This window comes from Flavobacterium sp. MMS24-S5, from assembly GCF_050320125.1.
Taxonomy (GTDB): Bacteria; Bacteroidota; Bacteroidia; order Flavobacteriales; family Flavobacteriaceae; genus Flavobacterium; species Flavobacterium tyrosinilyticum.
Map to the genome: position 1 here is coordinate 3,279,392 of NZ_CP190016.1, position 13,515 is coordinate 3,292,906.

The window sequence follows — 13,515 nt, forward strand, 5'->3', positions numbered from 1 at the left end:
CAAAAGTAGTTTTTTTATATATTATATTAAAGAAAATTAGTGTAACAAAATGCTAAAAAAATCTACTGATGAGTAAGTTAACTTTTATTAGGTTTTTGAATTTAAATTATTGAATTTTACTTTATTGAAATATACAAAAATATGATCGTTTATCTAAGATTATTAAAAGAAAGTCTAAGCTTTGCCATCAATGCTTTGCGAAATAATAAATTACGCACATTATTGTCGCTTTTAGGTGTAACGATCGGTATTTTTTCAATCATTGCCGTTTTGGCCGCTGTTGACTCTTTAGATAAAAAAATCTCTAAAGATCTGAGTAGCTTAGATAAAAATACAATTTATTTAATGAAATACTGCTTTGGGCCGTCTGAAATTCCGCAATGGAAGAGAGAACAGTTTCCAAATGTAAAATATGACGAATATATTGGTTTAAAAAATTCAATGAATAATACCGATCAAGTAGCATATCAGCTTTTTGTAAATAGGGAAAGTTTAAAATATGATTCTAAAACAGTCAGCGATGTAAATATTATTCCGGCATCAAACGAAATGGTCGATATTGACGGATTGAGTTTTGACAAAGGAAGATTTTATAACGAATCTGAATCTAATTCAGGAACTCCCGTTATTGTTCTTGGATATGATATAGCCGATGGTCTTTTTGGTGCAAGTGATCCAATTGGGAAAAATATTCGCTTATATGGACAGCGATTTACTGTAATTGGTGTAATGGCAAAACAAGGAGCCGGTTTTTTTGGAGACAGCAATGATACTTCGGTTTATCTTCCAGCTAATTTTTTGAGAAGAATGTATGGAGACAGTGATTCGATGACTCCAGTTATAGTTTTAAAACCGGAAAAAGGCGTAGACATGGAGGCGTATAAAGCAGAAATTGCCCAAAAATTGCGAGCAATTCGCGGAATGAAAGCGGGAGAAATGGATAATTTCTTTATTAATGTGCTTTCTGGTTTTACCGATTTTATTGACGGAATTTTAGGTCAGATGAATTTTGTTGGGTGGATTATCAGTGGGTTTTCTCTTCTTGTTGGCGGGTTCGGAATTGCGAATATTATGTTTGTTTCGGTTAAAGAAAGAACCAATCTAATCGGGATTCAGAAATCATTGGGAGCGAAGAATAAATTTATCTTATTTCAATTTTTGTTTGAAGCCGTTATTCTTTCTGTTATTGGTGGAATTATAGGTCTGTTAATGGTTTGGGGAATCGCTGTAATCTTAACAAAAGCCCTTGATTTTGAATTTGTTTTGAGTTTAGGAAATATTCTTTTAGGAACTAGTTTAGCGGCTCTTATTGGTTTGATTTCTGGAATTCTTCCTGCTATTTCGGCGGCAAATTTAGATCCTGTAGAAGCCATTCGAACAGGAATGTAAAATATTGTTTGTATGTTATTTAATTGTAAATTTTGTTGAGTGGGAATAAATAGATACATTTGATAGGCAACAAATTAAAACACAAGATAAATGAGCTTTAATCTTAAATCTGTTGATACTGTTGAGTCGATTTCTAGGGAAGATTTTAAAAAGAATTACCTAGATAAGAGAAAACCTTTAATCGTAAAGGGGCTTACAAAAGATTGGCCAGCAAGAGAAAAATGGTCAACAGAGTATTTCAAGCAGATTGCTGGAGATATAGAGGTTAAACTTGTGGATAATTCAAAGGCGGATCCAAAAAAAGTAATCAATGCTTCGATTGCGAGTATGAAATTTGGAGAATATCTGGATTTGATAAAACGTGAACCCACACAATTGCGTATTTTTTTCTTCAATCTTTTCAAGCACAGACCCGAATTAATTGATGATGTAAAAGTTCCTAAAGAATTAATGGGAGGTTTTATAGAAAGTATGCCTGCGATGTTTTTTGGCGGTTCTAAGGCGATTACTTTTCTACATTATGATATCGATTTACCGCATCTTTTTCATACCCATTTTGGTGGAAGAAAACATATTATACTATTTGATAATAAATGGAAGAAAAGGCTTTATTGTATCCCAAATACGACTTATGCTTTAGAAGATTATGATGTCGCGAATCCTGATTTTGAAAAATTTCCTGCATTGAAAGGAGTAGAGGGTTATGAAGTTTTTTTAGAACATGGTGATACGTTATTCATGCCAACAGGAATGTGGCATTGGATGCGTTACATTGATGGTTCTTTTTCTCTAACACTTCGCGCATGGGATCAATCTGTTTCTCGTAAAATAGCCAGTGTTTGGAGCTTGTTTATGCATGGAGCCGTAGATAGCGGTATAAAAGTGATATTTAGAGAAAGTTATGCTGTTTGGCGCGAAAAGCGAGCGGTTGTAATTGCTGAAAAACAATTAAAAAAGGATTTGAAAAAAGCGGGATAATTTATTTTGTTGTCTTTTCTAGTTTTGGTTTTATGAAAGGAAGTGTAATTCTGTCTTTATCCCATTTAATGTTTTCTGACTTATAAGTTTCATTACGTTTCTTATACTTCAAAACAGTGTCCTCTTCTTGAGTTGTTTTTCTTATTAAAAAACTAATGTCTTTTTTATTTAAAAAGTTAAAAAGCAATTCGTTTTTTATAGTGTCATTTTGTGAAGCAATAATTAATATTCCTTTATTCTTTCTTTTATTTATAAAATCATCTGAAATAAAATTACTAAGATTTGATTGTGAGATTTTTATCAAATCATTTGGATTTAAATTTATCAAATGTGGAATTGTGTCACTTTCTGGTGTTGTTCCACATCCATCTCTCATGAAATCTTTTTTGTAAAAATAAAACTCTCTTTTTTTATCAATTATTAATTGTCTTTCTGAATAAAAACCTTTTGGAGGCGGGGGAGTATTAGGGTTGTCTTTTTGTAATGAATCATAATATCTTTTTAGTTTTCTGTCTTCATAAGAAATAATATAATCTTTGCTTTTTATAGCCGTTTTTTCTTTTTTGGCACAATTCAAAAAGAGAAAACAAATCATAAAACCAATAAAAATTCGAGCCATAAAGAATAATATTTAAAATAAAGATATAAAAAAATCCCAAGAAGCAATTTCTTGGGATTTTCTATTTTAAGTAGTTTTAAAACTATCTAATATCATTATTTTGAATCAAATCGATATATAAGTTGATCTTATCTTTCAATTCTTTTCTAGGCGTGATAAAGTCTAAGAAACCGTGCTCTAATAAGAACTCAGCAGTTTGGAAACCTTCTGGTAAATCTTTTCCTGTAGTGTCACGTACAACACGCGGACCTGCAAAACCAATCAATGCGCCTGGCTCAGAAATGTTAATATCTCCTAACATGGCGTATGATGCAGTTGTTCCTCCAGTTGTTGGATCTGTACAAAGAGAGATGTAAGGTAATTTAGCTTCAGCTAATTGAGCTAATTTTACAGAAGTTTTTGCTAATTGCATTAAAGAATAAGCAGCTTCCATCATACGAGCTCCACCAGATTTAGAAATCATTACAAAAGGAAGTTTATTTTTAATAGCGTGGTCAATACCTCTTGCGATTTTTTCACCTACTACAGCTCCCATAGATCCACCGATGAATGCAAAATCCATACAGCAAATTACAAGTTCTCTTCCTTTAGATTTTCCTACTCCCGTACGAACAGCGTCTTTTAAGTGAGTTTTTTCCATTACATCTTTTAAACGCTCTGCATATTTTTTTGTATCCACAAAATGCAAAGGATCTTTAGAAGTCATGTTTTTGTCTAACTCAACAAATTCGTTGTTGTCGAATAAAATTTCAAAATAGGTTGCGCTTCCAATTCGAACATGAAAATCATCTTCAGGGCTCACGAATAAATTTCTCGCTAATTCGTCAGCATCAATAATTTTTCCAGTAGGAGATTTGTACCACAATCCTTTCGGAACGTCCATCTTATCTTCTGTCGCGGTCGTAATCCCTTTTTCTTGTCTTTTAAACCAAGCCATTTTTTTAATTTTAGAATGTAGATTTTAGATTTTAGATTTTTAATCTGATTCAGAAATTAGATTTCAGGCTTTTAGAAGTCTGAAATCTAAAATCAGAAATCTAAAATTTAAAGCGTGTTTACGTTATTTAAATCTGCAAAAGCTTGTTCCAATCTTGCGTTGAATGTTACTTCGCTTTCACGAACCCATCTTCTTGGGTCGTAATATTTTTTGTTTGGAGCATCAGCACCTTCTGGGTTACCAATTTGTGATTTCAAATAGTCAAGGTTTTTAACCATATAATCACGGATTCCTTCAGTGTATGCAAACTGTAAATCTGTATCAATGTTCATTTTGATAACTCCGTAGCTAATTCCTTCTCTGATTTCTTCAAGTGTAGAACCTGAACCTCCGTGGAATACGAAATCAACTGGATTGTGTCCTGTGTTGAATTTGTTTTGTACGAAGTCTTGAGAATTTTTTAAGATTTTTGGAGTTAATTTTACGTTTCCTGGTTTGTAAACACCGTGAACGTTTCCGAAAGCAGCCGCAATTGTAAATTTAGGGCTTACTTTAGATAATTCTTCGTAAGCGTAAGCTACTTCTTCTGGTTGAGTATATAATTTTGAGCTGTCAACATCAGAGTTATCAACACCATCTTCTTCACCACCTGTAATACCAAGTTCGATTTCTAATGTCATGCCCATTTTGCTCATTCTAGCTAAATATTCTTTACAGATCTCGATATTTTCTTCGATTGGCTCCTCAGACAAATCGATCATGTGAGAACTGAATAATGGTTTTCCTGTTTCTGCAAAGTGTTTTTCAGAAGCATCTAATAAACCATCAATCCAAGGTAAAAGTTTTTTTGCACAGTGGTCAGTGTGTAAGATTACAGTTGCACCATAAGCTTCTGCCAAAGTATGAATATGTTTTGCTCCCGCGATTCCTCCTGCGATTGCTGCTTTTTCACCTGCATTTGATAATCCTTTTCCAGCGTTGAATTGTGCTCCTCCGTTAGAAAATTGAATGATAACTGGCGCGTTTAGTTTTGCTGCAGTTTCAAGAACTCCGTTAATTGTGCTTGATCCAGTAACGTTTACTGCTGGAAGAGCAAAACCCTTCTCTTTAGCATAATTAAAGATCTCTTGTACTTGATCTCCTGTAGCTACTCCTGGTTTAATGTTATGTGCCATTGTAATTTTTTTTATAGTTGTTTTTAGTTTTTAGGTTGCAAAAATAAGAATTAATTAGCATTAGAACGGATAATTTATTCCAAAATTTAAAACCGAGTGCCCAAAATTGTATTCTTTAAACCATCTATCTCCTTTGTCATGCGAGGGATTATAGGTCTTAAAGCCTAAATCTAAACGAATAACAAAAAAGCTTAAATCGTATCGTAAACCGAATCCTGTACCCAAAGCAATTTCTTCTAAATCGTTTAAGTTGTCAAATTTTGCTTTAGGATCTACGACATTATCGAGCACATTCCAGATATTTCCGGCGTCTGCAAAGAGAGCTCCTTTCACATCTCCAAAAATTTTGAAGCGATATTCGATACTTGCCGCAATTTTCATATTTGCTTCATTAAAGTCATTTACAGCATTTGTGCTTCCCGGTCCGTAAAGCATAAGGTTGCCAAGCACGGTTGTCATTTGAACCTCCGGCATAATAACTTCGTGAAAACGGAATGTAATTTGAATTTCCAAACGGAACCGCAATTCCGAAGAAGCTTCTAACAGCCAAAACTTTTTCTTTTCCAAAGTCCCAGTGTTTGATGTAATCAAATTCGGTTTTAACATATTCTGAGTATTCTAGGTTGAAAATCTCATAATTACCTCTTGAGTTTTTTTGAAGGTTTCCAATTTCAGAGACTAGAGATAACAAAGTTCCTGCTGATTCTATTTTTGTTCTAAATTGATAGAAGTTGTTATCTGCTAAATCTTTTTTAGTTGTTTTGGTAAAAGAGAAACTTGTTGCTAGAATGAAATCATTTTCAGTTAAACGAACTCTTCTTTCTTCAATACTTTCAACTTCTTGGTATTGAGAGTCTGAAGGTGTTAGAGCAGTTTGGCCTGTTAATACGTCATTCGTAAATCCTGTTGTCCCTTTAGGTATTGTCAGATCTTTTCTTGCTTGTTCTTCTGTTGTTTCTCCCCAGTTGCCAGGGTTAACATTGTAGTCTTTTCCAATTCCATTCAAATCATCATAAGAAGAAGTGTAAACTCTAAAATAGTTGTCTGGATTTAAGTTGCGAACAAACTGTGCATTCAATAATTCCAGTTTTGCAGTATTATGGCGTTTTGGACTCCAGTTATACGAGATACCTCCTGTGAAGTTTTCTTTATCTAGACCAATATTTCTCTGCTTGGAAAAACCAGAAGATATGGAGGTATAGGGAATCATACTTTTCGGAATGATTTTTTCGGTTCCAAAAGGCAGTAAAATTCTCGGAAAATTCAATTTCATATCTAGACCATATTCCGAAACGTTAAAGAAGTTGTTGTTTGGATTGGCCATATCTCTAGATGAACCCACATTTAGACGGGCTGAAATTTCAAGAGTTTCTGCTCGATTAAATACATTTCGAATCGTTTCAGAAATGCTGGCTCCAATTCCGAAATCCTGAATATTGGAGTGCGTTACGTCAAGAGTAGCTCCAAAACTGTATTTTTTTCTTGGAGTCAAATAAACATTAGCGATGAGAGATTGAGCTGTAGAATCTCTCTTATCTACTTCGTATTGAATAGAAGGATAGTTAAAAATCCTCAAATTGTTTAAAGAGCGAGAAGAAAGGGTGGTTCTAAAATCGGCAAAAGTGCTTCCTTTAGTAATGAAAATCGCGTCGGTAATAGCACGCGGTCTGTATTTTAATCCTTTGTAACTGTATAGATTAAAATTGTTGTATGTTACGCTATCTGTTGGTTTTTTCTTAGCATTAGTGGCAGAATAATCAGTGTAAATATTTACATCACTAATTTTGTATAGTTTAAAAGGCTCTGTACGGCTCGAATCTTTTTCCTGAATAGTATTGTTGTTAATAATTAAACTCACATCGGCTTTTGCTTTTTTGCCAATGGTATCAATGTCAAAAGTTACATAAGTAGGCTGAAAATAATAAGCTCCGTGATTTCTAAAGTAGGTTGTAATACGGTTTTTCTCTTCTTCAAAATCGGTAGTTTTATATTGATTTCCAGATTTTAATAAAGAAGGTTCATTGTTGGTTCTGTATAAAGAGTCTAATGCAGGAGTCATTATTTTGGTTCTAATAGTGTCCAATTTATAAGCTGGTCCTGTAGTGATATTGTAATTAATTTCGGCTCTTTTTACTCCAACTGTATCGATTGTGTAATCGGTATGGACGTTGAAAAAACCATTGTTAAAATAATAGTATTTTAAACGTAATAATGATTTTCTGGTTTTTGAAGTGTCAACTATTACAGGCGGTTCACCAGTGCTTTTTAAAAACTCATGAATTCCTTTGTAATAAAACGATTGTCCAAGGCGATCTACTTGTTTTGCAGAGAGTATTTTAGACATACGCTCATATTTTCCAGGATTATTTTTAAATTTTGCCTGATAAGTAGAATCTGGATTTAAATTGGCTAAATTGTATAAATTTAATCGAAGTTTATAACCTAATAATTTACCATTTGGTTTTTGGTACATTTGGTTAGAAGCTGTTTCGTCATTTGTAGATTTTCCGTTAACTAAAATATTATTTTTTACAAGAAGGTTTTTTCCATCGGGAACTCTTTTTACGGCATTACAAGCGCAAATTAATATTGCAATTAGAAGAAATGCTATTATTTTTGTGGAATTATTTTTCAAGTGTTTTTTAATATTTAATTCAAAAGTACATTATTTTATGGTTAGTAAAAACCAAATAAAGCTTATCTCTAGTTTACATCAAAAAAAGCAGCGTCTTGCTAGTCAATTATTCTTTGCTGAAGGAGTAAAAGTAATTCAAGAATTGCTGCAATCCAATTTTGAATTAGAACATTTATACACCACATTGAATGATTTTGAAACGGTACAGGCTTCAAAACGAACTCTTATTAATGACCAAGAACTGAAAAAAATAAGTGCTTTGTCGACTCCGAATTCTTGTTTGGCAGTTTTTAAAATTCCAGCTCCCAAAAAGACAATCGATTCGGGCTTAATTTTAGCATTAGACGACATTAGAGATCCTGGAAATCTAGGAACTATTTTGCGTTTATGCGATTGGTTTGGTATTAAGCAGATTATTTGTTCTAAAGAAACGGTAGATATTTATAATCCGAAAGTGGTACAAGCTACAATGGGGTCAATTACCAGAGTAAATGTAAGCTATGTTGATTTAAAACTTTTTCTTGCTCAAACTAAACTGCCAGTTTTTGGAACTTTTATGGACGGAGAAAATATTTATCAATCCAAATTACCTCAGGATGGAATCATTATTATGGGTAATGAAGCCAATGGGATTTCAGAAGAAATTGAAAAAATAGTAACCAGTCGCCTAACAATTCCTAGATTTGGAGAGCTTCAAAAAACCGAAAGTTTAAATGTAGCTACTGCAACAGCAATTATTCTTAGTGAATTTAAACGAAATAGTTGATATTTTGTTTTAATGAAAAGTGAAATTTATTAAAATTGCTCTAGATTTCATCGAATCGATATTTCCAGTCCAAGGGCTGTCTGGAGTTTTATCTCTAATAAGTTCATCTGTGATTCCGAACATACCTCTAACAGAAGGAGAAAAAATAAAGTATTCGGTAAAAATATCAATTCCTAAACCTAACTCGTAAGCAGCTGTCCATTGTTTTACTCTAAATTTTTGCTCAAAGTTATCATCTTGAGACTTCGCATTACTAGATAAATTTAAAGTTGTAGACATACCGCCAACCAAGTACGGACGTATGTTTCCTGTGCGCAAGGCAGAAAATTTCAATAATAAAGGAAAGTGAATATAGGTACTATTTACTTCTCTTAAATAGTCGTTTTCTGTAGTTCCTACGCCAGGAAAAAACAAATCACGTTTAGTATAATACAAACCTGGTTCAAAACGAAGATTAATGTATTCCTGAAGTCTTAAATCGGCTACGACACCAACATTAAAACCAGTAGTTTTTTTTACTTGAATATCTTCCTGTACAGGAGTTTTGTAGTCAAATTTAAAGTCAAAACTATTAAAACCTAGATAATAGCCAAAATAGACACGCTGTTTTTGCCAGTTTTCAAGATTAATGATAGGGTCTTTGCTAAACATGTTTTTAGCAAATTGAGAATGTCCTTTTGTCGTTAAGACTAATAAAAATAAGATTACAACTTTTTTCATACTATTTTTTAGATGCAGAATAAATTGTTGCGACACCAAAAGTTTGGGGCATTGCCACAACATCTATAAACCCAGTTTTTCTCAAAATATTGTTTAAGGCTTCGCCATAAGGAAAAGCGGCCGCAGATTCAGACAAGTAGCCATAGGCATCATTATCTTTAGAGAATAATTTACCAATTAATGGAAGTATATTTTTGCTGTAAAAATTATAGCCTTGTTTATAAGGAAATTTATCTGGAACAGAAGTTTCTAATATTACAAATACCCCATTTGGTTTTAAGACTCTTAAGATTTCTGCAAAACCTTTTTCTAGGTTTTCAAAATTTCTCACACCGAAGCCAACCGTAATAGCGTCAAAGTAATTGTCCTCAAAAGGCATATTTTCAGAATCGCCTAAAACTAGTTCAATAATATTGGATAGATTTTTTTCTTCAACTTTCTTTTTACCAACTTCCAGCATTCCAGCAGAGATATCTAGGCCAATAATTTTTTCAGCATTAGTCTTTGCCATTAAAATGGCTAAGTCACCAGTACCTGTTGCTATATCCAGAATAACTTTTGGTTTTTTGTCTGAAACAATTTTTAATACTTTTTTGCGCCATTTGACGTCAATTCCAAATGAAATTACACGATTCAAATTATCGTAATTCCCAGAAATGGTGTCAAACATTTGGGTTACTTGCTCTTTTTTACCTAAGGTAGAGTCTTTATACGGAGTTACTTTTTCAGACATTTTTTTTATTTAGGCAAATATAAACAATCTAGTTTAACTGTAATTGAGTTTTTTAATTTGTCAAATAAATGTTTTGGAGTGTTTATTTTAAAACAGAATAAAAGGGTATTTCTTCTATCCCTAAATCTAGGTATTTTATCAAAATCCCTAAATCACGGTATTGTCTAATAGGCCTATTATGGCCAACTTTGTCAAAGTAAAAATGATTAAAGTTAATGATTGATAATGTCGCAATGACTTAAACAAATGGTTGCTTTTTTTGCGCTGGTAATTTCATTTGTTCATGAAAGAGTTTTGGAAGTATTGTTCTTTGGGGGGATATACTATATTAAGTGCAAAGTACGTTCTTAGGATTAAATTTGTTTTTGGAAATTTTAATTTTCTGCCTTTAATATCTTAGTGGTATTTGTTATTAAAGGCCTTTTGAGATTTAGGTCTCAAACAACATTAAATGTTATTCAGTTTTACGAATGTTTCTCAACATTTGTGATTTTTTTTAAACAAAAAATTTTTCTTGAGCGAGTTAAGCTTCATGTCAATTATTTAAAAACATCCTCCGTTAAAAGAGGATGTTTTTTATTTATTTTCTAATGTAAGTTTCATAAGTGTAATCATAAAGATGTTTTTCATCTTTGTAGTTTTCTTCAGATTCTACTAAAGTCCACTCACTTTTATTGATTTTAGGAAAAAAAGCATCTGCTTCAAAAGAATGATGAACTTTAGTTAATTCAATAATATCGGTAAACGGAAGGGCTAAATTGTAAATTTCTCCACCACCTATAACATAGCTATCATCATTTTCAGGACATATTGCAATGGCTTTTTCAATACTATCTACTACGATGCATCCTTCTGGTTTGTAATTTTCTTGGCGAGAAATTACAACATGAACGCGGTCAGGTAATGGTTTTGGGAAACTTTCAAAAGTTTTTCTTCCCATAATGATATGATGACCTGTAGTTAGTGATTTAAACCTTTTAAAGTCATTTGGCAAATGCCATACTAATTCGTTATTTTTTCCAAGCGCATTATTTTCGGCTGCAGCCGCTATCATTATAATCATGGTATGCCTAACTAAATTTTATTTTCATTTTCTTCGTTAATAGAAGATTCGAGCTGACTGATTCGTTTTTGCTGTAAAGCAACCAATCGATCAATTTGTTCTCTTTCCCATTTTTTATTCATAAAACGGTCAGTTATGTACACTTTTATAAAATGCAGAATAAAAATGAAAAGCCAGATTGTAATTCCCCAAATACACCAGTTTTGGGTTGTGCCCTCGCCAAAACCAAAAAATTTGTTCGCAATAAATAGAAATAAACTTCCTAGAAGGAAAAGAACAAAATGAAAATATAAGATTTTTTTTTGTCTTAATCGGCGTCTAGCGTATTCGTATTGTTCGTGTACTTCTTTTTCCATAAGATAAAAATGAGATTATAAAGTTAAAATTTATTTTCGAAAGTCCATATTTTGGATTAGGAATATTTGTTTTTAAAAATTATAAGAATTTGAAAAACAAAATTTTAACCACTTTAAATTACAGATATAGCGAAAATAATATGCAGTTTTTGGCATTATCATAAATCGGTTCTGAGGTTAGTTAGTGTTTCGTTGAATTTAAGTAATTTTAGATGTATAAATCTAAAAACGAAATAGTTATGTCTTTGAAAAAACAATTTATCAAAACGAAGCCGGTTGTTAAAGTTACATTTTCAATAGATGCCAAAGATGCTGATTCGGCAGCGGTGGTTGGAGATTTTAATAACTGGAATGCCTCAGAAGGAACTTTAAGCAAGTTAAAAAACGGAACGTTTAAAGCAACTTACGATTTGGTGAAAGATGCGATTTACGAATTTAAGTATGTAATCGACGGAAATTATGTTAATGATCCTGAAGCCGATTTTTACAAATGGAACGATTATGCCGGAAGTGAAAATGGAGTTTTAGTTGTATAAAAAAATCCGCTTAAATTTTTAAGCGGATTTTTTTATAATTATACAGCAACACTTCCTTTTATAGCTGGATGCGGATCGTAATCTACAAGTGTGAAATCATTATAATCAAAATCAAAAATGTTTTTAATCTCCGGATTTAAAATCATTTTGGGTAATGGTTTTGGTTCTCTCGAAAGTTGTAATTCTAATTGCTCAAAGTGATTGTTGTAAATGTGTGCGTCACCAAAAGTATGAATAAATTCTCCTGGTTCTAAATCGCATACTTGCGCAATCATCATGGTTAGCAATGCATAAGAAGCAATGTTAAAAGGAACTCCCAAAAAGATATCAGCACTTCGCTGATACAATTGGCAAGATAATTTTCCTTTTGTTTCGCCTTTTTCAGGATCTGGGCTTGCTACATAAAACTGAAAAAAGGCATGGCATGGAGGTAATGCTGCTTTGTTATTGGCAACATTCTCTTCGAAAGACTTTTTAGTATCTGGCAAAACCGATGGGTTCCAAGCAGAAACCAACATTCTTCTGCTATTCGGATTTGTTTTTAATTCTTTAATTAATTCAGAAATCTGATCTATTTCCTCACTATTCCAATTACGCCATTGATGACCATAAACAGGTGCTAAATCGCCATTAGAATCTGCCCATTCATCCCAGATTTTGACTCCGTTTTCTTGAAGGTATTTTACGTTTGTATCGCCTTTTAAAAACCAAAGCAATTCGTAAATGATGGATTTTAAATGCAGTTTTTTAGTTGTAACCATTGGGAAACCTTCACTTAAATCAAAACGCATTTGGTAACCGAAAACACTTTTTGTTCCAGTTCCAGTTCGGTCTCCTTTTTGATTGCCGTTTTCTAAAACGTGTTTTACTAAATCTAAGTATTGTTTCATGTTTTGTGTATTCGGTTATTCGTTTAACTGTTTAATCGATTTAACGAATAAACAAATCAACGATTAAACATATGTATTTATCTTCGAGAGATTTCGTCTCTAATTTTTGCTGCTTTTCGTAATCTTCTTGAGAAACGGCTTGATCTAAAAGCTCGTTTAATTCCTGTAAAGAATGTTTTGCGTAAACATCTCCAGATTGGTTGCTTTCTTCTTCGTGTCCGAAAGTTTCAGGATTTGAAAGAACATCATCTATTTCCTGAGCTCCAGAATCTGTTTCAGCAGTATTTGATTTTAGATAAATACCAGCTTTATCTAAAATGTTTTTATAAGTAAAAATAGGGGCATTAAAGCGCAATGCCAAAGCAATAGCATCAGACGTTCTTGCGTCGATAATTTCTTCTATTTTATCTCTTTCGCAAATTAAGCTAGAGTAGAAAACACCATCAACTAATTTGTGAATGATGACTTGCTTTACTACAATATCAAATCTTTCGGCAAAATTTTTGAATAAATCGTGAGTTAAAGGACGTGGAGGTTTTATTTCTTTTTCTAAAGCAATAGCGATTGACTGGGCTTCAAAAGCGCCAATAACAATGGGTAATTTTCTTTCGCCATCAACTTCATTCAAAATTAAGGCATAAGCGCCATTTTGAGTTTGACTGTATGAAATTCCTTTTATGGATAATTTTACTAGACTCATATATGTTTGTAAAAAAGG

At 32.6% G+C, this 13,515-nt stretch carries 12 protein-coding genes and 2 pseudogenes; 4 read left to right on the forward strand and 10 right to left on the reverse strand.

Features of this window, described 5'->3' with window-relative positions; translation table 11 throughout:
- Positions 1–141: 141 nt before the first annotated feature.
- Together ACPWTF_RS15205 and ACPWTF_RS15210 are read left to right on the forward strand one after the other, a co-directional pair.
- Positions 142–1,389: an ABC transporter permease gene (locus tag ACPWTF_RS15205; protein ID WP_427871920.1), complete on the forward strand. Its 1,248-nt coding sequence runs from the start codon at positions 142–144 to the stop codon at positions 1,387–1,389.
- Between the two features lie 90 nt (positions 1,390–1,479).
- Positions 1,480–2,367 carry a cupin-like domain-containing protein gene (locus ACPWTF_RS15210; RefSeq protein ID WP_427871922.1) on the forward strand — a complete coding sequence of 296 codons (888 nt, stop codon included), beginning with the start codon at positions 1,480–1,482 and terminating at the stop codon, positions 2,365–2,367.
- Position 2,368: 1 nt separating this feature from the next.
- Here ACPWTF_RS15210 and ACPWTF_RS15215 read toward each other — a convergent pair whose 3' ends face one another.
- The 4 genes and pseudogenes from ACPWTF_RS15215 to ACPWTF_RS15230 all read right to left on the reverse strand — a co-directional run bounded on the left by ACPWTF_RS15215 (position 2,369) and on the right by ACPWTF_RS15230 (position 7,733).
- Positions 2,369–2,986 carry a hypothetical protein gene (locus ACPWTF_RS15215; RefSeq protein ID WP_427871924.1) on the reverse strand — a complete coding sequence of 206 codons (618 nt, stop codon included), beginning with the start codon at positions 2,984–2,986 and terminating at the stop codon, positions 2,369–2,371.
- Positions 2,987–3,068: 82 nt separating this feature from the next.
- A complete protein-coding gene (gene accD, locus ACPWTF_RS15220) occupies positions 3,069–3,923 on the reverse strand; it encodes an acetyl-CoA carboxylase, carboxyltransferase subunit beta (RefSeq protein ID WP_026728501.1) in 855 nt (284 codons plus the stop codon).
- Between the two features lie 107 nt (positions 3,924–4,030).
- Positions 4,031–5,098: a class II fructose-bisphosphate aldolase gene (gene fbaA / locus ACPWTF_RS15225; protein WP_035645669.1), complete on the reverse strand. Its 1,068-nt coding sequence runs from the start codon at positions 5,096–5,098 to the stop codon at positions 4,031–4,033.
- Between the two features lie 60 nt (positions 5,099–5,158).
- A pseudogene (locus ACPWTF_RS15230) lies at positions 5,159–7,733 on the reverse strand (BamA/TamA family outer membrane protein).
- A gap of 37 nt (positions 7,734–7,770) precedes the next feature.
- On the opposite strand from ACPWTF_RS15230, the gene ACPWTF_RS15235 reads away from it, so the two are divergent.
- Positions 7,771–8,499, forward strand: coding sequence for a TrmH family RNA methyltransferase (locus tag ACPWTF_RS15235; RefSeq protein WP_250834280.1), 729 nt, complete (start codon positions 7,771–7,773; stop codon positions 8,497–8,499).
- Between the two features lie 9 nt (positions 8,500–8,508).
- On the opposite strand, the gene ACPWTF_RS15240 is transcribed toward ACPWTF_RS15235, so the two are convergent.
- The 4 genes from ACPWTF_RS15240 to ACPWTF_RS15255 form a co-directional block, all read right to left on the reverse strand.
- A complete protein-coding gene (locus ACPWTF_RS15240; RefSeq protein WP_095928096.1) occupies positions 8,509–9,219 on the reverse strand; it encodes a porin family protein in 711 nt (236 codons plus the stop codon).
- A gap of 1 nt (position 9,220) precedes the next feature.
- Positions 9,221–9,952, reverse strand: coding sequence for a bifunctional demethylmenaquinone methyltransferase/2-methoxy-6-polyprenyl-1,4-benzoquinol methylase UbiE (gene ubiE / locus ACPWTF_RS15245; RefSeq protein ID WP_095928095.1), 732 nt, complete (start codon positions 9,950–9,952; stop codon positions 9,221–9,223).
- Between the two features lie 580 nt (positions 9,953–10,532).
- Positions 10,533–11,015, reverse strand: a complete 483-nt coding sequence (locus ACPWTF_RS15250; protein WP_095928094.1) for a dihydrofolate reductase — start codon at positions 11,013–11,015, stop codon at positions 10,533–10,535.
- Positions 11,016–11,026: 11 nt separating this feature from the next.
- Positions 11,027–11,371, reverse strand: coding sequence for a 2TM domain-containing protein (locus tag ACPWTF_RS15255; protein ID WP_427871926.1), 345 nt, complete (start codon positions 11,369–11,371; stop codon positions 11,027–11,029).
- Positions 11,372–11,610: 239 nt separating this feature from the next.
- Between ACPWTF_RS15255 and ACPWTF_RS15260 the strand changes: the two genes are divergently transcribed.
- Positions 11,611–11,907: an isoamylase early set domain-containing protein gene (locus ACPWTF_RS15260; protein WP_095928206.1), complete on the forward strand. Its 297-nt coding sequence runs from the start codon at positions 11,611–11,613 to the stop codon at positions 11,905–11,907.
- Between the two features lie 38 nt (positions 11,908–11,945).
- Here ACPWTF_RS15260 and ACPWTF_RS15265 read toward each other — a convergent pair whose 3' ends face one another.
- A complete protein-coding gene (locus tag ACPWTF_RS15265; RefSeq protein WP_427871928.1) occupies positions 11,946–12,797 on the reverse strand; it encodes a thymidylate synthase in 852 nt (283 codons plus the stop codon).
- A gap of 77 nt (positions 12,798–12,874) precedes the next feature.
- A pseudogene (locus ACPWTF_RS15270) lies at positions 12,875–13,497 on the reverse strand (bifunctional nuclease domain-containing protein).
- Positions 13,498–13,515: the final 18 nt, after the last annotated feature.